The organism is Mesoterricola sp. JemC181, from assembly GCF_055384585.1.
The window spans coordinates 1,645,615-1,669,131 of record NZ_AP045076.1 but is presented as its reverse complement, the minus strand read 5'-3'; the positions used below and the strand labels follow the sequence as shown (position 1 = coordinate 1,669,131).

The following is a 23,517-nucleotide window of genomic DNA, read 5'->3' as shown; positions in this document are numbered from 1 at the left end:
CCAGCCGCGGGCATGGTGCCCCCACCCGGGGTCGAACCGGGATTCCATTGCTGGAGGGCGATTTTAAGTCGCCAGCGTCTGCCATTCCGCCATGGGGGCCCTGCTTGGGTTCCAGTCTACCGGGGCGGGCGGGGTCCGGACCATCCCGCACGCTGCACCCGGGGGAAAAATCCGTTCCGTACCCTTTACCGTGCCTTCTCCAGGAGTCATCCTTTGGCACTGTCCACTCTGGAACATGGATGTTCCCCCTTCTTCCAGTGGAGTATCCGATGAACGTTTCCCGTTCCTTCCGATCCGGGGTCCTCCTGACCGCCCTGGCGGCACTCGGCATCCTGGCCGCGTGCGGCGGCACCGCCAGCGGGACCCGGCCCGCCCACGCCGCGGGCACCGGCAGCCTGAACCTCGCGGTCACCGACGCCCCCTCCGATTCCTGGCAGCAGGTGTCGGTGGTGCTCAAGACCGCGAGCCTGCGCAACCAGGCCGACCAGGCCTGGACCCAGGTGTGGGCCGCGGACCCGGCCAACCCCGCCTCGGGCATGGTGAACCTCGTGGATCTCGCCAGCGTGGCCGAGCTCCTGGGCAAGGTCCCCGTGGCCGCGGGCACCTACGACCGGCTCCAGCTCACCATCGACACCACGCCCGCCTCCATGATCCTCGTGGACGACGGCGGGACCGCCATTCCCGCCGCCGACATCACCGTCATCGACCCCTCCGGCAAGGGCCAGATCAACGTGGTCATCGACCCGTCCCTGACGGTGGCCGCGGGGGCCACGGCCAGCCTGCAGGCCGACTTCGACCTCGCCCATCCCCTCTCCATCGTCCAGGAGACCATCGGCGGCGTGCAGAAGGTCATCCTCAACCTCCAGGTGCGCCACAAGGCCCTGCCCGCGAACATCCAGGACCTGCAGTTCGCCCGCAAGCTGGGGAAGGTGACCGCCGCCACCGCCACCGGGTTCACCCTCACCGACGCCCGGGGCGCCTCCTTCACCTACGGGGTGGACGCCGGCACCATCTACCTGGACGCCGACGCCAAGGCCGCCGGCACCCTGGCGGGCCTCAAGGCCGGCGCCTACGCGCTGGTGGCCTCGAACCTCAACGCCGACGGGAGCCTCTACGCCCGGCGCGTGTGGTACGCCGCCGACGCGGCCACCCTCCCCGCGAGAACCCCCGAGGGCCTCGTGCGCCGCGTCGACCTCGCCGGCAGCTCCTTCACCGTGTTCACGAAGAACGTCGCCGCCAGCACCCTGCGGGAGCGCTGGCTGGGCCAGACCGTGAAGGTGGATGCAGGCACGGTGTGGACCTTCCACAGCACCGTGGCCATGGGCACGGGCACCGCCCCCCTCCGGAACATCTGGCGCGGGGTCCGCGTGGACGTGCAGCTGGACAGCGCCGGCACCACGGCCACGGCGGTCAACGTCAACAACGCCCATGACGAGGGCTTCGTCACCTCCGCCACCGCCACGGGACTCACCTTCGGGTGGCCCGCCCTGACCCACCTGCCCATGGCCGGCGGCATCGTGAACGGCCCGGACGACCCCGGCGCCCGCACCTGGGCCTACGAACAGGGCACCGCCAGCCCCTTCAGCTGGTGGTACTTCGGCCTTCCGTCAGGCGCCAGCAGCGTGGTGCAGGACCTGGTGGACACCCTCGCCGCCGCCAATGCCGCCAGGCTCCCCGCGGCCGGATACGCCAACCTCGCCTGGGACACGGTCTCCGGCTCCTGGCAGGTCCACCAGCTGATCCTGGCGCCCGAACGGCTCCCCGTTGCCGTCATCACCAAGGCCTACTCCGACGGCCCCGCGGCCGGTTCCGGAACCCTGGGCATCAGCTACCAGACGCCCTTCGCCGGGCCCGCCTTCTCCCCCATGACGGTGACCCTGGACTTCACCGGGGATCTCCAGACCGTGGTGGAGTCCGTGACCTGGAACGGCGCCACCCGCCTGTTCACGTTCCAGGCCCCGGTGGACCACGCCCAGTGGGCCACCCTTCTGGCGCCCCCCGCCGCCGGCTCCTACGGAGGCGCCCGCATCTGGGTGCGCCCCGTGAAGAACGGCACCGCCTTCGACTGGCACGCGTACACCGTGGAGGTGTTCACCATCAACTAGCGCCCGGCGGCGCTAGAAGGCGATCCCCAGGCCCGACATCCGGTTCCGCAGCAGCAGGTGGAGGTCCTCCAGCTGCCCGCGGACCTCCGGGGCGATGCGCCTTCGCGTGGGCGAAAGGCCCCATCGGAGCCTGCAGGGCGCGCCGAAGTAGACGCCGTCCACGAAGCTGCTGGCCAGCACCTCCTTGCCCGCGAGGAGCTCGGGGAGCGTGAGCACGATGGAGGAGAGGGCCGGCCCGATGTACGGGAGGAAGCCCAGGTCCCGCACCCGGTAGTTGCCGGTGCGCGCCGTGCGGGTCATGGCCTCGCAGAGGGCCGGGTCCGGTGCGGCGGGGTCGTCGAAGACCAGCACCTCGGCGGAATGGGGTCCGTAGGGCACGCCCGTGCGGGCCACGCGCTCCCGCTGGCCCACGGCCGCGGCCTCGGCCATGGCCCGGCCCCACATCACGCCCAGGGCCAGGCCTCCCAGGCGCTCCGGGGCGAGCCCCGTGCCCAGCCAGGCCCCACCGGGGGCGTTGCTGTCGTGGAACGCGGTCTGGGCCAGGACCTCCACGGGGTCGGAGACCATCAGGAAAAGGCCCGCGTAGCCCTCCGCGTTGGCCGCGTCCAGGGCCCCCTGCAGGCAGGCCCGGTTGGGCTGGAACTGGGGAAGGCGCACGTCCCCCGGGGTGCCCAGAGGGGGCACCGCGCTGGCCGCGGCGAACAGGAACGCGTCGCAGTGCCGCATCATCTCCGGAAGGCCCGCGGCCTCGACCCGGGGCAGCGGGGAGTTCCCCCTCCAGCTGGCCACGGAGCCCAGCTCCTGAACCATGCGCTCGAGGTTGCCGGCATCGCAGTCGTGGAGCAGGAGGGTGCCGATGCGGGTGTGGGCGGTGGCCGCGGCCGAAAGCGCGGAGGCGGCGAGGCCCCCCACCCGGCCCAGCCCCGAGATGCCCACGGTGAAGTCGCGCACCCTGGGCGGCCTGGCCAGGGCCCGCAGGTACCGGTCCACGCCGGGCGCCTCCCGGAGGTAGGTCCAGTCCCGCCCATGCCCTTTCCAGAGGATGCCGGCACCCCCGCCGGGGGGGACCCGCCCCTGGGCGATCCAGGGTTCCCGCCGGGGGTCGCCGGCCACCGGCGCCAGGACGATCTCCGGTGCCGGGGCGGACCGCCTGCGCACGGTCCATCCCAGACGCTCCGCGGTGGCCGGATCATCCGCCAGCGCCACGCGTTCGTTCCCGAAGAGCTTCATGTCCCGCTCCCGCAGCCATGTTTCTGTGATTTTGCCGATGAGCATAGCACAGGCCGGGAAGCGTCAGGATGGCCGGCGGAAACGAGACGTCCCCGCCGGCCAGCTTGTTCGCTAAAAGCCTAGACGAGGCCCTGGTCGATCATGGAGTTGGCCACCTTGATGAAGCCGCCGATATTGGCGCCGAGCACATAGTTGCCGGGGTCGCCGTACTCCCTGGCGGTGTCGACGCAGGTCTTGTGGATGCCCTTCATGATGTTGTGGAGCCTGGCGTCCACCTCCTGGGTGCTCCAGTTGGAGAAGCAGGCGTTCTGCGCCATCTCCAGGCCGGAGGTGGCCACGCCGCCGGCATTGGCGGCCTTGCCGGGCCCGTAGAGGATCTTGTGCTTGAGGAACACCTCGACGGCGTCGGGGGTGCTCGGCATGTTGGCGCCCTCGGAGACCACGAAGCAGCCGTGGTCCACGAGCATCTGGGCCTCTTCCTTGTTCAGCTCGTTCTGGGTGGCGCTGGGGAAGGCCACGTCGCACTTCACGAACCAGGGGCGCATGCCTTCGAAGTACTCGCACTTGAACTTGTCGGCGTACTCCTGGATGCGGCCGCGGCGGTTGTTCTTGAGGTCGAGGACGTAGGCCAGCTTGTCGGCGTCGATGCCGTTCTTGTCCACGATCGTGCCGTTGCTGTCGGAAAGGGTGATGACCTTGCCGCCGAACTGGTTCACCTTCTGGATGGTGTACTGGGCCACGTTGCCCGAGCCCGACACGGCGCAGATCTTGCCCTTCAGGCTGTCGCCGCGGGTATTGAGCATCTCCTCCGCGAAATAGGTGGCGCCGTAGCCGGTGGCTTCCGGCCGGATCAGGGAGCCGCCCCACGCCAGGCCCTTGCCGGTGAGCACGCCCTCCCAGGAGTGGGTGAGCTTCTTGTATTCGCCGAAGAGGTAGCCGATCTCGCGCCCGCCCACGCCGATGTCGCCCGCGGGCACGTCGATGTTGGCGCCGATGTGATGGAAGAGCTCCTTCATGAAGGCCTGGCAGAAGCGCATGACCTCCCAGTCCGACTTGCCCTTGGGATCGAAGTCCGACCCGCCCTTGGCGCCGCCCATGGGCACCGTGGTGAGGCTGTTCTTGAGGATCTGCTCGAAGCCCAGGAACTTCAGGATGCCCAGGTTCACCGACGGATGCAGGCGAAGGCCTCCCTTGTAGGGCCCGATGGCGTTGTTGAACTCCACCCGGTAGGCCTTGTTGACCTGGATCTCGCCCTTGTCGTCCTGCCAGGTGACGCGGAACTGGATGATGCGGTCCGGCTCGGTGATGCGCTCGAGGATCCGGTGGCTGAGGTATTCGGGGTGCCGTTCCAGGCAGGGCACCAGGGTTTCCACGACCTCCTTCACCGCCTGGTGGAACTCGTTCTCTCCAGGGTTCTTGGCGATGAGCCTGTCGAAGAAGATCTGGACGTACTGGCTGACACTGGAGACGGGCAGTGTGAGTGAGAAGGTCATAAATGACTCCTTGGAGTTGCCCCGGGGGGGGTGGTTGGATTACAGGGGGGAAGGTACGGCTCTGCGGGCCCCGGTCCGGGGCTGGACAAACACCTCCCAGGAGGCTGGATCCAATGGAGGCCTGCCTCTGGGAACACTTTGTGAACCTCAGCGTTCTCGGCCCCAATTATCAGAAGGTACCTTTTTGGGTCAATAACTATTTGGGCCCTTCCTAAATCCTGTGACATTCATCACGAAGCCCCCTGAATGCATTAAATGATTCATCCCTATTGGTCCGGGCGGACGGAGGGTCCGATTCATCGATTATTTGCTCGATCGCCTATTTGGTTGACGGACCGTCAAAGTGGCTCCGGATTCCGGGAGGCCGGACACAGGCTTGGCGGGGGAACTGCGGAGGGGGGATTTTCGGCGGTTTTACGAACAGGAAACGATTCACCGGCCCGCCATGCATCGAACGTGCGCGGGACCGGCGTTGGGCAAAAAGAATTCAACGCGGAGGTCGCGCCACCGCCTTCCCTGCCCCACCGGATATGTCGTCCGGGCGACCGTCAGGAGCCTTGAATCCAGGCGCCGCCGCGCGGGACCCTCGCGGGGCCCGTCACCGTCTTCCCCATCCCGCCCGATGGTCCTTGTGGGCGTCCGGAAGGAGCCGCGCCAGGGCCTCGAGGTCCTGGCTGATGAACTCGCTGGGAGCGCAGTCCCGGGGCGGCACGAAGCCCCTCGGGAAGGGCGGGCACCGGGGGTGGCGCACCACGGCGGCCAGGTCGGCCAGGCTCAGGAGGCGGCCTTCGTGGGCGCGGAAGGCGTCCTCCAGGACCTGGAAGAGGAGGGCGGACTGCTCCAGGGCCAGCCGGGAGAAGTCCAGGGCCTCCTCGGAGCTGAGGCCGAGGGGGTGCGGGTTGTGGTAGGGGAGGCAGTCGTTCAGGCTCGGCGTGAGCGACAGGCCCATGGAGCGGCGGTCCCGGATGGTCCAGCCGCCCACGAAGGGGATCACGGCGCTTTCGCGCACGACGCCGCGCCAGTGGGGCACCACCAGGCCGGTGCGGTGGGGCACGCCGGCCATGTGCAGGGCGGCGTTCACGGAGGCGCTGGTGGCGCCCACGAAGACCTCCCGCAGCCGGATCTTCACCTTCCGGCAGGCCTCCTGGATCCGGATCACCTGGTCGGCGCTGTCCAGGAAGGGGACCAGGAGGATGGCGTTGCGGCCCAGTTCCCGCGCGGTGGTCAGCTGGCGCTCCAGGCTGGGGCTTCCGTAGGAGGGGCCCACGCCGGCCTCGTAGCCCTGCCCGGTGAGGTAGCGCTCGATGTCCAGGGAGAGGGTGGGGACGTTGCCGATGGTGTCCCGGGAGAACTGCCGCCCCAGGCCCAGGGCCACCCAGCCGGGGCCCTCCTTGGCGAGCCGCTCCTGGGTCCAGGCCGAAAGCTGGCGCTTGATCTCCTTCTCGTGGATGTGCAGGAGGCCGCTGCCGGGCATGCGCTCGGCGAAGAACCCGGCCAGGGACCTGCGGAGCTTCAGGATGACCTCCTCCACCGGCTCCGCGCCCAGGTAGGGGTGCTGGAGGAGCTGCTCCAGGTCGTGGATCATCACCAGGGGCCGGGTGAGCTCGATGCCGGCCCAGCGCAACCCGCGCGCGCCGCCGGCGTGGTCCCCCAGCCAGCCCGCGCCGTGGTGGCGCAGGAGCTTCCAGAGCCGCTCCCCGCCCTGCTCCGGCACGCCGATGAGGGCGAAGAGGAGGCCCTCGCTGAACCACTGGCCGATGATGCGGGAGAGGAGCTGGTCCAGGTCCACCAGGGAAGTGTCCCCGGGGCTGCAGCCCACGGCTTCCACCAGGGCTCCCGAACCCATCAGCCGGCCTCCCGCCAGCCCCGCCAGGGATTCGTCCTCCAGGGCCACGGGCAGGGCCGCGGCGGTGCCGGCCACCCAGGTGATGGCCGCCAGGTCCTCCCCGGTCTCCCGCGACTGCAGGACGGCGGTGCGGGGCTTGTGGCCCGTCCAGCGCGTCACCGCGCGCACCGTGTCCAGCTGCGCCAGCGGCACCAGGCCCGTGGGCAGCCCCCTTCCCTCCCGGGCGAAGCGCAGCTTCCACTGGGACTCGAAGATCTCCTCCTTGCGGGCGGGGTAGTTGACGTAGAGCCGGCGCTCCAGGAGGGTCCGGGCCACGAGCGGGTCGCAGTACAGGTCCAGCTCCCCGCGCCGGTCGAAGGCCTCGCGCAGGGAGGTGCTGGAGACCGTCTTCATGCGGGCGCCCACCTGGAAGACCTGCACCCCGGCCGTGAACTGCTCCAGCATGCCCTCCCAGCGCCTTGAGTTGGCCTCCTCGCGGGTGATCAGGAGGTGCGGGATGGCCCAGATGGGCGATGCCGGCCTGCGGTAGGCCGAGGCCCCCTCCAGCACGTCGGTGCCCACGATCAGGTGCAGGGGGCGCCGGCCGAGCTTGGCCTGGAGCTCCACCAGGCTCTCCGTGTTGGCGATGTTCACGGGCGGATCGAAGGGGAAGATGTAGGCCCCGGGGATGGTCGACAGGGCCATCCAGGCGAGCTCGTCCCGGACGTACCGGGGCTGGGCGTGCTTGCGCCAGGAGAAGTCGTCCACCTGGACGAACACCTCCTCGCAATGGGCCAGCGCCTTGTGCACCATCTCCCCGTGGGCGGAGGTGAAGGGGTCGAAGGTCCCCGGCAGGAAGCCCACCCGGGGGGCGCGGGGAAAGGCCACGGGACAGGCCGCAAGGGCCTTGTCCAGGCTCGACAGGGCCTCCGCGGCCAGGAAGAACCGGGCCCGCTCCCCCGGGAGGTGCTTGACCAGGGTCAGCACCTTCTTGGTGACGTGGGCGAGGATGGGGGCCAGGCGGGGATCGGGCGCCTCGCGCAGCCAGTCCAGGAGCACCGCCACGTGGGCGTAGCCTTCGTGGGCCACCGAGACCCGGCTGTCGGCCAGGGCCCCCAGGAGGAGCCCCGCCAGGCGGAGGATGCGGCCCATCGCTTCCAGGGGCAGGGCCAGGATGAGCCAGGTCGAGGCCTGGACCAGGAGCTGCTGGAGGCCCTCCGCTCCCCTGCGCGCGTCCAGGGCCATGTCGTCCAGGAGCTCGTCCAGCTCCTGGGCGGGGAGGCTCGCCAGGAGCGGGCCCAGGAACCGGGGGAGGTACCGCGTCACCCCTTCCCCGTCCAGCTGGAGGGAGCGCAGCAGCTCGATGGCGAGGTCGTTGCGCTGGGTGTCGGTGAGCAGCGGGATGAGGCCCACCAGGCAGCGCCCGGCGTGGAAGCGGGTGCCCTCCACGCGGCTCACCTTGAGCAGGTTGGCCAGGTGGAAGCCCACCTCGCCCACGAGCCGGGAGTCGAAGTCCGGGCCCGACACCAGGGAGACCAGGAAGTCGCAGGCGACCTTCTTCTCCACCCAGCCGGTCTGGCCCTTGAGGTTGCGCAGCATCACCTCGCGGATGGGGCTGCGGCCCTTGCCGCGCATCTCCCGGCAGCGGTCGGCCAGGACAGCGCGCCCCGACAGGGCCGCGCAGCGCTCCAGCAGGAAGAGCTCGGCCACGGTGGCCGTGGGTCTCGCGTAGGCGCCCAGGGCGTCCACGCAGTGCCCCACCTCCTCCAGGAGGGCGGGCTCCTGCTGGCCGAAGTTCGCCAGCACGTGGAGCACGCGCCACGCCATGAGGCGCACGTTGGCCACCTCGTGGAAGCCCCAGGTGCGGATGAGCTTGGGGAGCCTCAGGCGGCCCGCGGGGTCCATCTCCCGGGCCAGCAGCTCGAAGGATTCGCAGGTGTACAGCGCCGACAGGGGACGGCGGTCCGCGGCCCGGCCCAGGAGGCGCTCCACCACCTGGGGCAGGGCCTCCGCGGCCAGCTTCGGATTGGCGCGGCTGAAGAACCGGCGAAGGAAGATGGGGACGCCGTAGAGGATCTGCTCCTCGGGGCCCATGTCCTCGGCGGCCTCCTTCGGGGCCAGGTCCAGCAGGTCCAGCACGGCGATCACGTGGGGCATCACCCAGGGGCGCTCCTCCAGGGCGGCGCCCACGGGCAGGTCCTTGCGCCACTCCACCTCCCCGAGGGCGAGGAGGTCGGCCATGCGGCACGCGGCCTGGTAGCGGATGTCGTCGTCGGGGTGGCTGAGCAGCTCCCGGAAGAAGTCCAGGGCCAGGGCCTTCTGCTCCTCGGAGAAGGCCGGGGCGTAGTCGCCCACGATGCCCACGTACGTGCGCAGGTCCCGCCAGCCGTTGAAGCTCCGGGCCTCCTCCAGGAGCCGGCGCAGGGCCGGGAGATCGCGCAGCCGCTCCATCACGCCGATGTTGTGGGCCGTGGCCACGAGCCGCGCGGTGGACGGCACCTGGCCGCCGGCGGCCAGGGCCACGGTGTCGGGGCGCTGATTCCCCGCCATGAGGGCGACGATGTCCAGGCCGGGGGGGAGCCAGGGCCGGCGGCGCCGGGACACCTCGAACCCCGGGGGGTCCAGTTCCACGCCCAGGCTCAGGGCGTAGTCCTCCATGTCGCGGAGCTTGCGGTACACGGCCTGGTAGCGCAGGCGCTTTTCCGCGTCCACGTCCTCGAGCTTGTCCAGGATGGTGTCGAAGGCCTCCTTGAGGGAGATGACCTCCATGCGCCATTTCCCGTCCGGCCCCTTGACGTCCTTGACCCTGAAGTCGCAGTAGATGAGCACCTGGGTCTCGATGGGCAGGCGGATGAGCTCCAGGTCCCAGCAGGAGTGGTTGGTGGCGATGTGGCCCAGGCCGCCCAGGTCCCGGGAGGCGTAGTACTGGTGGGTGTAGTAGTAGTGGAGGCGCGGGATGCGCTTGGCCTCGTCGCCCACGCAGCCGAACTTGCCCACGTCGTGGCCGATGGCGCCGCCGTGCAGGAGGGGCAGGTCCACGGGGATGGACTTCGCCAGCTGCCGCCCGATCCACAGGGCCAGGCCGGTGACGCCCAGCACGTGGTCCTGGATGGAGAAGCCCCGCCAGAACTGGGCCATGGCCATGGCCACCAGGAACCCCTCCTCTTCCAGGTGACCCAGGAGCCGCCGGTACTGCTCCCCGGAAGGCCACGGGGCCTGTTCGGCTTCCGCCAGGGCCTGGAAGGGCAGCCGCGCGGAGAGGCTGGACGGCGCCGGCAGCCGGAGCCGGGCCGCGTCGGCCAGCGGGAAGAACGCGTCCGCCACGCCCAGGATCCGGCCCTCGCCCGTGCCGAAGCGCTGGGGGTAGAGCCTCCGGCGGGCCTCGGCCTGCATGGCCTCGCGCCAGGCGTCCAGGGTCTCGGGCACGTCCTCCCGGGCGATCTCCAGGGCCAGCCTCAGGGCCTCGTCCAGAGGCGCCTCCGCGGCCCCGGCCCGTGCGAGGGACGCGGGGGCCACGGTCCAGCCGTGACGCAAGAGGACAGCATCGAACACCCGACCCCCCCAGGTTTCTGATCAGAGGCTAATTCGAACCTCCGGAGGGGCCCTTGTCAAGCATTCCCGGGCAAGCCGCGGGGGGCGCACCTATACTCTTCAGCGGGATCCGACCCCCAGGGTTCATCCGGGAGGCGACATGGCTTCAGGCGTTCTGCGGAACCTCAAGGTCAAGGCCAAGCTCCAGGTCCTGGTGGCCACCCTCCTCGCCATGGGCATCGGCCTCTGGCTCTCGGGCTTCCTCGCGCTCAACCGCGTCGTGACCCAGTCCGGGAACGCCCTGGCGGCCACCTCCCGCGCCACCCTGGCCGGGGATCTGGCCCGGGACGCCCAGGCGCAGTTCAAGGGCCAGGTCCAGGAGTTCAAGGACATCCTCCTGCGGGGCCACGATCCCGAGCTGCTGGCCCGGTACCGGGGCAACTTCGAGAAACAGGAGGCCGAGGTCCGGGCCAGCCTCACCCGCCTGGAGGGGCTCCTCCCCCCCCTCGGCCTGGACCCCGCCCTGGCCGCGAGGTCCCTGAAGGAGCACGCGCGCCTGGGCGAGGCCTACCGGGCCGGCCTCGCAAGGTTCCAGCCGGCGGTGCCCGGGTCCTACCGCACCGTGGACCAGTCCCTGCGGGGCATCGACCGCCCCATGGGCGCGGCCCTGGGCGAGCTGGCCCGGTCGATCATCGCCGATGGCGAGGAGGTGCGCGCCCGCAGCACCGCGGACATGAAGCGCCTGAGTTCCGCCATCCTCACCGTGCAGGTGGTCCTCCTGATCGCGGGCGTGGCGCTGGCCCTGGGCCTCGTCCGGACCCACGTGCGCCAGATCACCGGCCCCCTGAAGGACGTTTCCGAGGGCATCCGGCGCATGGCCGGCAACGATTTCCGCTCGGGAGTGCTGGTGTCGGGCAGGGACGAGTTCGGGACCATGGCCGCGGACTTCAACGGCCTAGTCCGGCTCTTCCAGCAGCACTTCGGGGGCCTGCGGGAGACCAGCGCCCGGGTCGCCTCGGGCTCCACCGAACTGTCGGCCACGGCGGGGGAGATGGCCCGTGCCTCCGGGGAGATCGCGCAGTTCGCCGAGACCCAGCGCCTCACGGGGGAGCGCACCTCCGCCGCGGTCATGGAGTTCGCCGCCTCCGTCCACCAGGTGGCCCGGAACGTCCAGGTCAACGCCCAGGCCACGGACGCCATGGTGGCGGCCGTGGAGGAGGGGGTGGCCCAGGGCCGGGAGACCGGGGAGGCCATGGCGGCCATCCGCCAGTCGAATCAGCAGATGGTCCAGGCCGTCCGGGTCATCCAGGACCTGGCCCGCCAGACCAACCTCCTGTCCCTGAACGCGGCCATCGAGGCCGCCAAGGCCGGCGCCCACGGCCGGGGGTTCTCCGTGGTGGCCGAGGAGGTGCGCAAGCTCGCCGAGCACAGCGCCAGCGCGGCCCGGGAGATCGCCGGCCTCATCGGGCAGGCCGAGGAGGCCATGGCCCGCGGCGTCAACACGGTGGAGCGCACCGAAGCCACGCTCCGGTCCCTTCGGGAGAGCATCCAGGCCGTCGCCTCCGTGGGCCGGGAGATCGGCATGGCCACCGAGGAGCAGGGGCGGGCCTCCGACGACGTGGCCCGCCAGGTGGAGGAGGCGGCCCGGGCCACGGAGCGCAGCGCCGCCGCGTCCCTCGAGCTGGCCCAGACCGTGGAGGAGGTGAACCGCACCGCGGAATTCCTGGCCAAGGTCGCCGACGAGGTGGCCCAGGCCATCGCGAGCTTCAAGATCGACTGAAAATCCCGGGCCGGAGGCGTATGATGGTCTTCCCTCCCCACCTCTGGAGTTCTGATGGACGCCTTAGAAGCCCTCAACACCCGACGCAGCATCCGCGCCTTCACGCCCCGGCCCGTGAGCCTGGACATCGTGCGGGAACTGATCCGGGCGGCCATGCACGCTCCCAGCGCCGGCAACGAACAGCCCTGGCATTTCCTGATCATCACGGACCGGGAGATCCTGGACAAGATCCCCGACTTCCACCCCTACGCCGGCATGCTCAGCGAGTCCCCCGTCTCGGTGCTGGTCTGCGGCGACCCCCGCCAGGAGAAGCACCCCGGCATGTGGGTCCAGGACTGCGCCGCCGCCACCCAGAACCTGCTCCTGGCCGCCCATGCCAAGGGCCTGGGCGCCGTGTGGGTGGGCGTCCATCCCCGCGAGGACCGCATCGAGCCCCTGCGCAAGCTCATCGACCTGCCCGAGGTGGTGATCCCCTTCGCGCTGATCCCCATCGGCCATCCCGCGGAATCCCCCGAATCGGAGGACAGGTACCGCCCGGAACTGATCCACCTGAACAAGTGGTAGCAATCCAGGCAAAGGAAAAGGGCCGGCGATGCCGGCCCTTTTCCTGTTCCGGGTGAAGGCTAGGCCTTCCAGCCCGCCAGCACGCGCATGTAGTTGGCGCGTTCGAAAGCCTGGGGGTTGGGGCACTTCATGAGGCTCAGCGATCCCCGCATCTGCTCCAGGGACTCGTACTCGTGCTCTTCCATCCACGCGGCGAGGCCGTCGCGGACTTCCGTGATGCGCTCGGGGCCGTGCTTGAGGGTGGCCGAGACCATCTGGATGCCCGTCGCGCCGGCCATGGTGGCCTTCACGGCGTCTTCCGCGGTGTGCACGCCGCCGGTGACGGCCATGGGCATGCTGATGTGGCTGTAGAGCAGGGCCAGCCAGCGCAGGCGCATGCGCAGCGTGGAACTGGAGGAGAGCTGCAGGGCGGGGACGACCTCCAGGTTCTCGATGTCCAGGTCGGGCTGGTAGAAGCGGTTGAAGAGCACCAGGGCGTCGACGCCGGTCCCTTCCAGCACCTTGGCGAAGTGGGCCAGGCTGGAGAAGAAGGGCGAGAGCTTGACGGCCACGGGGATCTTCACGCTGCTCTTGACGGTGCGGACGATCTCGAGCGTGCGCTTCTCGACCATGTCGGCGGTCTCGAAGGGGTTGGTGGCGAGGTAGTAGATGTTGAGCTCGAGGGCGTCGGCGCCGGCCTGCTCCATCTTGCGGGCGTAGTCCAGCCAGCCGGAGTTGGTGATGCCGTTCAGCGAGCCGATGACGGGGACCTTCACGGCCGCCTTGACGCGCCGGAGCTGGTTGAGGTAGCTCTCGGGGCCCAGGGTCATCTCGTCGACGCTGGGGAAGTAGGAGGTGGCCTCCGCGAAGGAGTTCGCGTGGCCGTCCAGGTCGTAGAGGGTGCCGGACTCCTCGCGGGTGATCTGCTCCTCGAACAGCGAGGGCAGCGTGATCGCGGCGGCGCCGGCGTCCTCCAGCCTCCGCACGGCGTCCAGGTCCGCCCCGAGGGGGGACGCGCCGGCCATGATGGGGTGGTCCAGCTGCAAGCCAAGGTAGGTGGTCTTCATGTTCATGCCGAACCTCGAGAAGAAACGTGCTTCAGATTAGATCACCGGCCGTCCAGGGCCGTCACCGGAAATAATCGGTGACGGCCGGGGACGGCCGGTGCAACCAGGTTCTAGTCCACCACCGTCTTGACCGGCATGGTCAGGTTGGCGAGGTTCTCATACGTGGCATAGCGGTTGGTGACTTCGCGCTGGGCCATGGCGAGCAGGTGCTTGAAGTGCTCGGGGTTCTGCTGCTGGACCATGCGGAAGCGGGTCTCGTTCAGGATGTAGGTGGCCAGGTCGATCTTGGGGGCCGGGCTGTCCATCTGGAGCGGGCCCTGGCCCTCGGCGACGCGCCGGGGGTCGAAGCGGAACAGCGGCCAGTGGCCGGAGTCCACGGCCAGCTTCTGCTGCTCGCAGCCCTGGACCAGGTCGAACCCGTGGGCGATGCAGTGGCTGTAGGCGATGATCAGGGACGGACCATCGTAGCTCTCGGCCTCGACGAAGGCCTTGGCGACCTGCATGTCCTTGGCGCCCATGGCCACCTTGGCCACGTAGACGTTGCCGTAGCTCATGGCGATCATGCCCAGGTCCTTCTTGGGGAGGGACTTGCCGGCCATGGCGAACTTCGCGGAAGCGCCGATGGGGGTGGACTTGGAGGCCTGGCCGCCGGTGTTGGAGTACACCTCGGTGTCGAGCACCAGGATGTTGACGTTGCGGCCGGAGGCCAGCACGTGGTCGAGACCGCCGTAGCCGATGTCATACGCCCAGCCGTCGCCGCCGACGATCCAGACCGCCTTCTTGACCAGGTAGTCGGCCAGGATGGCGAGGCGCTTGGCTTCGGGCGTGGCGATGGAGGCCAGCTTGTCCTTGAGGATGGCGACCCGCTCGCGCTGGGCCTTGATGCCGGCCTCGGTGGACATGTCGGCGGCCACGATGCCGGCCACCAGTTCGTCGCCGATGGAGCCGGCGAGGCGGTGGAGCATCTCGAGGGCCTGCTGGTTGTGCTTGTCCAGGGCCAGGCGGTAGCCCAGGCCGAACTCCGCGTTGTCCTCGAACAGGCTGTTGGCCCAGGCGGGACCGCGGCCGTCCTTGTTGACGGTGTAGGGCGTGGTGGGCAGGTTGCCGCCGTAGATGGAGGAGCAGCCCGTGGCGTTGGCGATCATGGCGCGGTCGCCGAACATCTGGGTCATGAGCTTGATGTAGGGCGTCTCGCCGCAGCCGGCGCAGGCGCCGCTGAACTCGAACAGGGGCTCCATGAACTGGCTGCCCTTGACGTCGTACTTCAGGTTGGTGCGGTCGGGCTCGGGCAGGTCAAGGAAGAACTTGAAGTTCGCGGCCTCGGCCTCGCGCAGGGGAACCTGCGGGGTCATGTCGATGGCCTTGTGCTTGGGATTGCTCTTGTCCTTGGCGGGGCAGACCGCGACGCAGATGCCGCAGCCGGTGCAGTCCTCGGGGGCCACCTGGATGGTGTACTTGGAGCCCTTGAAGTCCGCGCCCTTGTAGTCCACCGACTTGAAGGTCTCAGGCGCGCCCGAGAGGCAGCTGGGCTCGTAGACCTTGGGGCGGATGGCGGCGTGGGGGCAGATCAGCGCGCACTTGTTGCACTGGATGCAGATCTTCTCGTCCCACACGGGGATGTCCAGGGCGATGTTGCGCTTTTCCCACTTGGTGGTGCCGGAGGGCCAGGTGCCGTCCACGGGGAAGGCGGAAACCGGGAGCAGGTCGCCGTTGCCCTGCATCATGATGGCCGTGACGCGCTGGACGAAGTCCGGAGCCTCGGCGCTGACGGTGGGGGGCATGACGCGGATGGCGGAGACTTCGGCGGGGACGTTGACCTGGTGCAGGTTGACCAGGGTGGTGTCCACGGCCTCGAAGTTCTTCTTGACCACGGCCTCGCCCTTCTTGCCGTAGGTCTTCTTGATGGCCTTCTTGATCTGGGCGATGGCCTCCTCGCGGGGCAGCACGCCGGAGATGGCGAAGAAGCAGGTCTGCATGATGGTGTTGATGCGCACGCCCATGCCCGTGGCCTTGGCCACCTCGAAGGCGTCGATGACGTAGAACTTCAGCTTCTTGCTGACGATGGCCGTCTGGACTTCCTTGGGCAGGGAGTCCCAGACCTCGTCCTTGCTGAACGGGGTGTTCAGCAGGAAGGTCGCGCCGGGCTCGGCCGCGGTGAGCATGTCGTACTTGTCCAGGAAGGACGTGTTGTGGCAGGCGATGAAGTTGGCCTTGCGGATCAGGTAGGCGCTGCGGATGGGCTTGGGGCCGAAGCGCAGGTGGCTGATGGTGATGGCGCCGGCCTTCTTGGAGTCGTAGACGAAGTAGCCCTGGCCGTAGTTGGGGGTCTCCTCGGCGATGATCTTGATGGAGTTCTTGTTGGCGCCCACGGTGCCGTCGGAACCCAGGCCGTAGAACATGGCGCGCTTGACGCCCTCGGGCTCGATGTCGAAGTCCAGGTCCATGGGCAGGCTGCTCATGGTGACGTCGTCGATGATGCCCACGGTGAAGTGGTTCTTGGGGTTGGCCTTGGCCAGCTCGTCGTAGACGGCCTTGATGCAGGCGGGGTTGAACTCCTTGGAGGAGAGGCCGTAGCGGCCGCCCACGACCTTGGGGGCCGTGGCGAACTGGGTGAGGCCCTCTTCGGCGGCTTCGCGCAGGGCGGTGACCACGTCCAGGTAGAGGGGATCGCCGATGGCGCCGGGTTCCTTGCAGCGGTCCAGGACGGCGATGGTCTTGACGGTCTTGGGCAGCGCGTGGACGAAGTCCTTGATGGAGAAGGGCCTGAACAGGCGGACCTGGAGGACGCCGATCTTCTCGCCCTTGGCCAGCGCCCAGTCCACGTACTCCGTGGCGGTGTCGCCGCCGGAGCCCATGATGATCATGACGCGCTCGGCCTCGGGGTGGCCGTAGTAGTCGAAGAGGTGGTACTTGCGGCCGGTCAGCGCGCCGAAGGCGTCCATCTCCTGCTGCACGATGGCGGGGGTGGCGTTGTAGAAGCCGTTGCAGGCCTCGCGGGCCTGGAAGAAGGTGTCGGGGTTCTGGGCCGTGCCGCGGACCACCGGCTTGTCGGGGGTGAGGCAGCGGCTGCGGTAGTCCTCGACCATGCCGTCGGTGACCATGCTCCGGAGATCGTCGTCGTTCAGCATCTCGATCTTGGAGACTTCGTGGGAGGTGCGGAACCCGTCGAAGAAGTGCACGAAGGGCACGCGGCTCTTCAGGGTGGCGGCCTGGGAGATCAGGGCGAAGTCGTGGGCCTGCTGGACCGAGTCGGAGCTCAGCATGGCGAAGCCGGTCTGCCGGCAGGCCATGACGTCGGCGTGGTCGCCGAAGATGGACAGGGCGTGGGCGGCCAGGGTGCGGGCCGTCACGTGGAGCACGAACGGCGTGAGCTCGCCCGCGATCTTGTACATGTTGGGGATGAAGAGCAGGAGGCCCTGGGAGGCCGTGAAGCTCGTGGTGAGGGCGCCGGCCTGCATGGCGCCGTGCACCGCGCCGGCGGCTCCGCCTTCGGACTGCATCTCGACCACGGCGGGAACCGTGTTCCAGATGTTCTTCCTGCCCGCGGCGCTCCACTCGTCCGACCACTCGCCCATGTTGGAAGAGGGGGTGATGGGGTAGATCGCGATCACTTCATTCAAGCGATGCGCAACGGATGCTGTCGCCTCGTTACCGTCTACGGTAACCATGCGTCGTTCGGCCATGGCCTTCCTCCTACGTGTGTCGTTAAGACTTGTCCGACGTGGATATGGGACTCTTGGAGAAGCAGGGCCTTGTGGGCCAGGACATACCGCTTCGCACAAAGGTGAGTTTATTCTTCAAATTGGCCATAATCAAGAGCGGTGGGTCTTTTTTGGGGCGGGTGTGTCGCAGGTTACACCCCCTGGCCGTTCGCCAAGAGGCTAGACTCGAGGCACCGCCTATCAACCCACAGGCCTCAGGACGGAAAGCAATGGGTCTTTCATTCCTTTTGGGCCGCAACTGACCGAGGGTCACCATGGAATTCAAGGACAGCAGGACCGCCAAAAACCTCCTCAAGGCCTTCGCCGGGGAGAGCCAGGCCCGCAACCGCTATACCTTCGCCGCCCGCATCGCCCGCACCGAGGGCCTGGAGCACGTGGCCGCCGTCTTCGAGGAGACCGCCCGCAACGAACAGGAGCACGCCCGCCTGTTCTACGCCCATCTGGCCAAGCTCGCCCCCTCGGCCCTCGAGATCACCGCGTCCTATCCCGCCGTCGCCGGCGACACCGCTGCCCAGCTCCGGGCCGCCGTCAGCGGCGAGAACGAGGAATGGTCCGCCCTCTACCCCGAGTTCGCCCGCATCGCCAAGGAGGAGGGCTTCAACGACGTGGCCCGCACCTTCGAATGGATCTCCAAGGTGGAGAAGGAGCACGAGGACCGGTTCCAGCGCCTTCTCGACCACGTGGTCAACGGCACAGTCTTCCAGCGCGGCGAGAAGATCTACTGGCGCTGCATGGAATGCGGGCACATCCACGAGGGCCTGGCCGCTCCCAAGGCCTGCCCCGTCTGCATGAAACCCCAGGGCTGGTTCGAACCCGTGGGCGAGAAGTTCTAAGGGACTTCTCTACTCGGCGAACCTCGGCCCCTCGGCTGCCTCGGCGATGCATTTCTTTCTTAAGACCTTGCGGCGCATCGCTTAAATGCGCCGCAAGGTCTTGAAACAGAATGCATCGCCGAGGCAGCCGAGGGGCCGAGGTTCGCCGAGATGAATGAAAGCGATTTTTTTTCAGGGGGTCTCCCGTTTTTTTCTGAGACCACGGTCACGGCCATTCCATGCGATCCTTTCTTGCAAGGTTCCGCTGCCGCGAACTCCAGAAGAGAGGCCCCCATGCTCACCTTGCCCCTTGTCCAGGCGCTGACGTTCGACGATGTGCTCCTGGTTCCCGGACACTCCACCGTCCACCCCAACCAGGTGGACCTCAGCTCCACCCTGGTCGCCGGGGTGAAGCTGGGGATCCCCCTCCTGTCCGCCGCCATGGACACCGTCACCGAGGGGCGGCTGGCCATCTCGCTGGCCCAGCAGGGCGGCATCGGGATCATCCACAAGAACCTCTCCATCGAACGCCAGGCGGAGGAGGTCGACAAGGTCAAGCGCAGTGAGAGCGGCATGATCACCGACCCCATCGTGATCCGCCCCGACGCCCCCATCCGGGAGGCCGAGGCCATGATGGCCAAGTACCGCATCTCAGGCGTGCCCGTGGTGGAGAACGGCAAGCTGGTGGGCATCCTCACCAACCGGGACCTGCGCTTCGAGACCCGCTGGGAGCTCCCGGTGCGCGAGGTCATGACCAAGGACCGCCTGGTGACCGTGCCCGTGGGCACCACGCTCATGGAGGCCCGGGCCATCCTCCAGAAGCACCGCATCGAAAAGCTCCTGGTGGTGGACGATCAGGGAGCCCTGCGCGGGCTCATCACCGTCAAGGACATCCAGAAGTCCACCGAGTACCCCAACTCCTGCAAGGACCCCCAGGGCCGGCTGCGCGTGGGCGCGGCGGTGGGCGTGGGGCCCGACCTGCTGAACCGGGCCAAGGCCCTGGTGGCGGCCCGGGTGGACGTCCTGTGCCTGGACAGCAGCCACGGCCACAGCGAAGGCGTCCTCGCCGCCCTGCGCATGCTGCGCCAGGCCCTGCCCGACACCCCGGTCATCGCCGGCAACGTGGCCACCTACCAGGGCGCCCGGGACCTGTGCGAAGCCGGCGCGTCCGCCGTCAAGGTCGGCATCGGCCCCGGCTCCATCTGCACCACCCGCATCGTCACCGGGGCGGGCATGCCCCAGATCACCGCCATCCTGGAGGCCTCCCGGGCCTGCCGCGAGTTCGGCGTGCCCTGCATCGCCGACGGCGGCATCAAGTTCTCCGGCGACGTGGCCAAGGCCCTGGCCGCCGGCGCCGACAGCGTCATGATCGGCAGCCTCTTCGCGGGCACCGACGAGGCTCCCGGCGAAACGATCTTCTACAGCGGCCGCACCTACAAGTCCTACCGCGGCATGGGCAGCATGGGCGCCATGAAGGCCGGTTCCAAGGACCGCTACTTCCAGGACGGCAAGGACGACGCCAAGCTGGTGCCCGAGGGCATCGAGGGCCAGGTGCCCTACAAGGGCCGCATGAACGACCTGGTGGGCCAGCTCATCGGCGGGCTGCGGGCGGGCATGGGGCTGGTGGGGGCCGGGACCATTCCGGAGTTCCACGACAAGGCCACCTTCGTGCAGATCAGCAGCGCGGGGCTCAGGGAGAGCCACGCGCACGACGTCATGATCACGAAGGAAGCGCCGAACTACCGCATGGACTGAGGTTTGTCTTCAATCCGAGGAAAAGGCCGCAAAGGCCGGGGTCGGCTTGACCGATCCCATCCCCTTCCATCCCCGTGTATCCCCGTGTCTCTCCGGCTGATTCCTGCCGGGGTGGGTCCGGGCGAGTGGCCATGGCCCTGCCCCCAAGTTTCGGCGGCAACCAAACGTTGACTTGGCCGGGGATGCACGGGGATGGAACCGGATGACCGCCCTGACCGGGGTGGCTCCCTTGGGACTTGAACTGGATTCACGCCCTGGACCCCGGTGCTTCGTCTCAGGTGGACGGCCGGCCGGCCACGGGAAAATGCGCCTCCACCCCACGACGGGGCGGATGGCCCCTGATCCCGGTTAGGACCGGCCGGGAGCGCTACCTTTACGGTGATCCCCAAATCCCGTTCCGCATCCAGCCTCACCCACCCATGCCCTGCGTCCTGATCCACGAGGAAGGGAGCTGCCACCATGCGTTTCCAGCGCCTGCTTCACGTCGCGATCGCCGTTCTCCTCCTGGCGGGCACCGGCCCTCTGCGTGCGCAGGAGGACAGCATCACGATCGGGACCCGGGCCAGGATCCATTCCGCCATCCTGAAGGAAGACCGGACCCTCCTGATCTCCCTGCCCCCGGACTACGCCGACCGGCGGATCCGCTGCCCCGTGATCTACCTCCTGGACGGCAGCGCCCTTTTCCTGCAAACGGTGGCGGACGCCAGGTTCCTGGCAAGCCAGGGCATGGCCCCCGCAATGATCGTCGTGGCCATCGAGAACACCGACCGCACCCGCGACCTCACGCCCCCCTCCAGCAAGGAGAAGGAGAAATTCCCCACCAGCGGTGGCGCGGACCGGTTCCGGGAATTCCTGGTCAAGGAACTCCGACCGTACCTGGAGAGCACCTACAGGACGGAGCCCTATTCCATCCTGATCGGATGGTCATTCGGGGGCTTGTTCGCGGTCCACACCCTGATGGAGGAGCCGGAAGCCTTCGGCGCCTACCTGGCCATCAGCCCGAGCCTGTGGTGGGACAGCGAAGCGGAAGGCGCCAAGGCCGAGCGCGGTTTCGCGCCAGGTGCCGGATTCCGGAAGTTCCTCTACCTGACCCATGGCCGGGAGAACAACGGAATCCCCAAGTCCGTCCAGGCCTTCACCACCATCCTGGGCTTGAAGGCCCCCGCCCTTCTTCGATGGAAATTCGACTACATGTCCCGCGACAACCACCAGTCGACGCCCTCCCGGGCCATCTACGACGGGCTCGAGAACCTGTTCGACGGCTGGGCCCTGTCGGAGGATCGCATTCCCGGGGTGGCCGAAATGGAGAGGCAATTCGGCCGTCTGACCGAAGCCTTCGGTTTCCCTTGCCGGCCAAGTGAAGGGAGGCTCAACCGCAGAGCCTACGCTGCCCTCCAGCGGAAGAAAACGGACGAAGCCATCTCCCTCTTTCAGTACATCATCCGGCTGTATCCTGAATCCCCGAACGCCTACGATTCCCTCGCCGAGGCTTACCAGGCCGCGGGGGAACCCGCCTTGGCCCTGGAGAACAGCCAATCGGCATGCCGCCTGGGGGAGAAATACGCCGATCCGAACCTGCCCGTTTTCCTCGGCCGCCTTGAGAGCGTCCGGAAGATGCAGACACCCTCTAACTGACCAGCCGCTCCCTCCTCGCTTTCAGGATCCGGTCCCGCAGCTTGGCCGCCTCCTCGAACTCCATCTTGCCGGCGAAGGCCTTCATCTTCGTCTCCAGCTTGGCCACCTCCCGCTCGAACTCCTTGTCGGTGAGGTAGAGCAGCGGCTCCTCCGCGGCCCGGTCCTCCTTGGGGACGTTGATGAACTCCCGGGCCAGGGCCTCGCCCATGACGTCGTCCAGGAGGCGCTTGGTGGTCTCGGGGGTGATGCCGTGCAGGGCGTTGTGGTCCAGCTGCTTCTGGCGGCGGCGCCCGGTCTCGCCGATGGCCCTCTCCATGGAATCGGTCATGCGGTCGCCGTAGAGGATGGCCTTCCCGCTGACGTTGCGGGCGGCGCGGCCGATGGTCTGGATGAGGCTCCGCGCGCTGCGCAGGTAGCCCTCCTTGTCCGCGTCCAGGATGGCCACGAGGCTCACCTCGGGGAGATCCAGGCCCTCCCGCAGGAGGTTGATGCCGATGAGCACGTCGAACACGCCCCGGCGGAGGTTCTTCAGGAGCTCCACCCGCTCCAGGGTGTCGATCTCGCTGTGGAGGTACTCGGCCTTGATGCCCAGCTCCTGGTAGTAGGACGTGAGCTGCTCCGCCAGCTTCTTGGTGAGCACGGTGACCAGCACCCGCTCGTCCCTGGCCACCACCTTGCGGATCTCCTCCAGGAGGTCGTCCACCTGGGTGCCCACGGGGCGCACCTCCACCAGGGGATCCACCAGGCCCGTGGGACGCACCACCTGCTCCACCACCACGCCGCCCGACTGCGCGAGCTCGTAGTCGCCGGGGGTGGCGCTCACGAAGACCAGCTGCCTGACGCGGGCCTCGAACTCCTCGAAGCGCAGGGGCCGGTTGTCCAGGGCCGCGGGGAGCCGGAAGCCGTAGTCCACCAGGGTGCGCTTGCGGGACTGGTCCCCCAGGAACATGCCGTGGAGCTGGCCGGTGGCGACGTGGCTCTCGTCCATGAACAGGACGAAGTCCTCGGGGAAGTAGTCCAGGAGCGTGTGGGGCGGCTCGCCGGGGCTGCGCCCGTCCAGGAACCGGGAATAGTTCTCGATGCCCGAGCAGTAGCCCATCTCCTTCATCATCTCGATGTCGTAGATGGTGCGCTGGTGCAGGCGCTGGAGCTCCACGATGCGGCCCTCGGACCGGAAGAACGCCTCCCGCTCCTCCAGTTCCGCCTTGATCTCGCGGATGGCCTGGAGCAGCTTGTCCTCGGGCGTGACGTAGTGGCTCTTGGGCCAGATGGTCAGCTCGTCCAGGGTCTCGAGCACCACGCCCCGCAGGGGGTCGATGCGGCTGAGCCGCTCGATCTCGTCGCCGAAGAGCTCGATGCGGTAGGCGGTGTCCTCGTACGCGGGGTACACCTCCACCACGTCCCCCCGCACCCGGAACACGCCCGGCTCGAAGGCCATCTGGTTCCTGGCGTACTGGATGGCCACCAGGTCGCGCAGGAGCATGGCCCGGTCGCGGGTGCCGCCCCGGCGCAGCGTCACCGAGAGGTTCATGTAGCTGCTCGGGTCGCCCAGGCCGTAGATGCAGGACACCGAGGCCACCACGATGGTGTCCCGCCGCTCCAGCAGGTTGCGGGTGGCCGAGAGCCGCAGCTTCTCCAGCTCCTCGTTGATCTTGGCGTCCTTGTCGATGAACAGGTCCCGCTCGGGGACGTAGGCCTCGGGCTGGTAGTAGTCGTAGTAGCTGACGAAGTACTCCACCGCGTTCTCGGGGAAGAACTGCTTGAACTCCGAGAACAGCTGGGCCGCCAGGGTCTTGTTGGGCGCGAAGATCAGCGCCGGCCGCTGCAGCCGGGCGATGGTGGAGGCCATGGTGTAGGTCTTGCCGCTGCCCGTGACGCCCAGGAGGGTGGACCAGCGGTCCCCGGCCTCGATGCCGCGCACGAGCTGCTCGATGGCCTCCGGCTGGTCGCCGGCGGGCTCATAGGGCGCATGGAGCTTGAAGGGTTTCGCGGCGGCCATGCCCCATTCTACACGGGGCG

General features: G+C 68.5%; 12 protein-coding genes and 1 tRNA gene. 6 read left to right on the top strand and 7 right to left on the bottom strand.

What is annotated here, in order from left to right; all coding sequences use genetic code 11:
- Window positions 1-13: 13 nt before the first annotated feature.
- Window positions 14-99, bottom strand: a tRNA-Leu gene (locus ACZ5MC_RS07295).
- Window positions 100-269: 170 nt separating this feature from the next.
- On the opposite strand from ACZ5MC_RS07295, the gene ACZ5MC_RS07290 reads away from it, so the two are divergent.
- A complete protein-coding gene (locus ACZ5MC_RS07290) occupies window positions 270-2,105 on the top strand; it encodes a DUF4382 domain-containing protein (protein WP_306599655.1) in 1,836 nt (611 codons plus the stop codon).
- Window positions 2,106-2,117: 12 nt separating this feature from the next.
- Here ACZ5MC_RS07290 and ACZ5MC_RS07285 read toward each other — a convergent pair whose 3' ends face one another.
- The 3 genes from ACZ5MC_RS07285 to ACZ5MC_RS07275 form a co-directional block, all read right to left on the bottom strand.
- Complete coding sequence (locus ACZ5MC_RS07285; RefSeq protein WP_464517401.1) at window positions 2,118-3,335, bottom strand: hypothetical protein; 1,218 nt, start codon at window positions 3,333-3,335, stop codon at window positions 2,118-2,120.
- Window positions 3,336-3,454: 119 nt separating this feature from the next.
- Complete coding sequence (gene gdhA, locus ACZ5MC_RS07280; protein ID WP_306599653.1) at window positions 3,455-4,828, bottom strand: NADP-specific glutamate dehydrogenase; 1,374 nt, start codon at window positions 4,826-4,828, stop codon at window positions 3,455-3,457.
- Between the two features lie 598 nt (window positions 4,829-5,426).
- Window positions 5,427-10,205 (bottom strand): nucleotidyl transferase family protein, encoded by a 4,779-nt coding sequence (locus tag ACZ5MC_RS07275; RefSeq protein ID WP_306599652.1) that lies wholly within the window; start codon window positions 10,203-10,205, stop codon window positions 5,427-5,429.
- Window positions 10,206-10,344: 139 nt separating this feature from the next.
- Here ACZ5MC_RS07275 and ACZ5MC_RS07270 point away from each other — a divergent pair, with 139 nt between their 5' ends.
- Window positions 10,345-11,964, top strand: a complete 1,620-nt coding sequence (locus tag ACZ5MC_RS07270) for a methyl-accepting chemotaxis protein (RefSeq protein WP_464517400.1) — start codon at window positions 10,345-10,347, stop codon at window positions 11,962-11,964.
- A 54-nt stretch (window positions 11,965-12,018) separates the two neighbouring features.
- On the top strand, window positions 12,019-12,528 hold the full coding sequence (locus tag ACZ5MC_RS07265; protein ID WP_306599650.1) for a nitroreductase family protein: 510 nt from the start codon (window positions 12,019-12,021) through the stop codon (window positions 12,526-12,528).
- Window positions 12,529-12,587: 59 nt separating this feature from the next.
- On the opposite strand, the gene ACZ5MC_RS07260 is transcribed toward ACZ5MC_RS07265, so the two are convergent.
- Both ACZ5MC_RS07260 and nifJ read right to left on the bottom strand, forming a co-directional pair.
- A complete protein-coding gene (locus tag ACZ5MC_RS07260; RefSeq protein WP_306599649.1) occupies window positions 12,588-13,580 on the bottom strand; it encodes a dihydroorotate dehydrogenase-like protein in 993 nt (330 codons plus the stop codon).
- A 104-nt stretch (window positions 13,581-13,684) separates the two neighbouring features.
- Window positions 13,685-17,257: a pyruvate:ferredoxin (flavodoxin) oxidoreductase gene (gene nifJ / locus ACZ5MC_RS07255; RefSeq protein WP_464517399.1), complete on the bottom strand. Its 3,573-nt coding sequence runs from the start codon at window positions 17,255-17,257 to the stop codon at window positions 13,685-13,687.
- Window positions 17,258-17,550: 293 nt separating this feature from the next.
- Between nifJ and rbr the strand changes: the two genes are divergently transcribed.
- From rbr to ACZ5MC_RS07240, 3 genes are all read left to right on the top strand, one after another.
- Window positions 17,551-18,129, top strand: a complete 579-nt coding sequence (gene rbr, locus ACZ5MC_RS07250; RefSeq protein WP_306599648.1) for a rubrerythrin — start codon at window positions 17,551-17,553, stop codon at window positions 18,127-18,129.
- A gap of 273 nt (window positions 18,130-18,402) precedes the next feature.
- Window positions 18,403-19,863 carry an IMP dehydrogenase gene (gene guaB, locus ACZ5MC_RS07245; RefSeq protein ID WP_306599647.1) on the top strand — a complete coding sequence of 487 codons (1,461 nt, stop codon included), beginning with the start codon at window positions 18,403-18,405 and terminating at the stop codon, window positions 19,861-19,863.
- A gap of 459 nt (window positions 19,864-20,322) precedes the next feature.
- Window positions 20,323-21,498: an alpha/beta hydrolase-fold protein gene (locus ACZ5MC_RS07240; protein ID WP_306599646.1), complete on the top strand. Its 1,176-nt coding sequence runs from the start codon at window positions 20,323-20,325 to the stop codon at window positions 21,496-21,498.
- Here the strand turns inward: ACZ5MC_RS07240 and uvrB are convergent.
- Window positions 21,491-23,497, bottom strand: coding sequence for an excinuclease ABC subunit UvrB (gene uvrB / locus ACZ5MC_RS07235; RefSeq protein ID WP_306599645.1), 2,007 nt, complete (start codon window positions 23,495-23,497; stop codon window positions 21,491-21,493). The two genes, ACZ5MC_RS07240 and uvrB, sit on opposite strands and share 8 nt — an antisense overlap.
- Between the last annotated feature and the right edge of the window lie 20 nt (window positions 23,498-23,517).